The 1,310-nt window shown below is 62.9% G+C and carries 1 protein-coding gene; it reads left to right on the top strand.

Going from position 1 to position 1,310, the window contains the following annotated elements; genetic code table 11:
• Positions 1-83: 83 nt before the first annotated feature.
• A complete protein-coding gene (locus tag NJD74_RS19550) occupies positions 84-1,304 on the top strand; it encodes an ISL3 family transposase (protein ID WP_319624819.1) in 1,221 nt (406 codons plus the stop codon).
• Positions 1,305-1,310: the final 6 nt, after the last annotated feature.

Genomic DNA, 1,310 nt, shown 5'->3' with positions numbered 1-1,310 from the left:
GGTTCTTCTCCCATCTGAGGGGAGAAGGCGCACGGCCGACCAGCTAGATTTGTAGTTGTCGAGAAAACAAACCGAGGCCGGCCGTGGCCAAGCTGGATTGTATGCCGTTGCTGGGAGGCTGGGCGGGGTATCGCCTGGATGGATGGCGCCGCGAGGCACGTGGCGGAGCCACGTGGCTGGTGCTTTCGCTGTTGCCTGATTCACGCCGCCGACGACGCTGCAGTGGCTGCGGCAAGTGGGTCGTGGCCATCCACGACCAGACGCTCCGGCGCATCCGTGACTTGCCCGTGTTCGACGAGCCGGTGGAGTTGGAAGTCCAGCGGCAGCGGCTGGCCTGTCCTCGCTGCGGGCCGAAACTGGAGCACTTGGATTGGCTGGAGCGGCATGCCCGGGTAACGCAACGGCTTGCGCAGAGCGTGGCACGCATGTGTGCCACCACCTCGATCCATGCCACCGCAAAGTGGCATGGTCTGGACTGGAAGACGGTCAAAGCGCTTGATTTCAGGCATCTGATGCAGACGCTGGGCCCAGTGGACCTATCGGACGTACGCGTGATCGCGATGGACGAGTTTGCGATCCAGAAGGGGCATCGCTACGCCACCGTGGTCGTCGAGCCATCGCGCAAGCGCGTGCTCTGGGTCGGCCGAGGACGCAGCCGCGCTGACATCCGTCCCTTCTTTGAGCTACTCGGCAGGGTCGGTTGCGAACGCATCCAAGCCGTAGCAATGGACATGAATTCGGCCTTTGATGTGGAGGTCAAAGCCCAGTGCCCCAATGCTGAAGTGGTCTACGACCTCTTCCATGTGGTGGCCAAGTACGGGCGCGAAGTCATTGATCGGGTGCGGGTGGACGAGGCCAATCGCCTACGCACCGACAAGCCCGCGCGACGGGTGGTGAAGACCTCGCGCTGGCTCCTGCTGCGCAACCGGCAAAACGTCTCGGCCGAGCAGCGCGTCCAACTCGAGGAGCTGCTGGCCGCCAACAAAGCCCTGCTGACCACTTATCTGCTCAAAGACGACCTGAAGCAGCTGTGGCGCTACCGAAGCCAGAGTTGGGCGGAGAAGACCTGGCGGTCATGGAAGCATCGCGCCCTGCGAAGCGGGCTGGAGCCGCTGCGCATCTTTGTCCGCCGTCTGCAGCCTTATCTCCCGGGCATCCTGGCCCACTGCCGATGGCCGCTCGGGACGAACCTGGTGGAAGGCATCAACAACAAGATCAAGGTCATCAAGCGCGTTGCCTACGGATACCGAGATGACGCGTATTTCTTCCTGAAGATCCGGGCGGCCTTCCCCGGAGTTGGGTGAAGAACC

This window comes from Stenotrophomonas sp. RG-453 (genome assembly GCF_033843685.1).
Classification (GTDB): domain Bacteria; phylum Pseudomonadota; class Gammaproteobacteria; order Xanthomonadales; family Xanthomonadaceae; genus Stenotrophomonas; species Stenotrophomonas bentonitica_A.
This window is presented reverse-complemented; position numbering and strand designations above follow the sequence as displayed.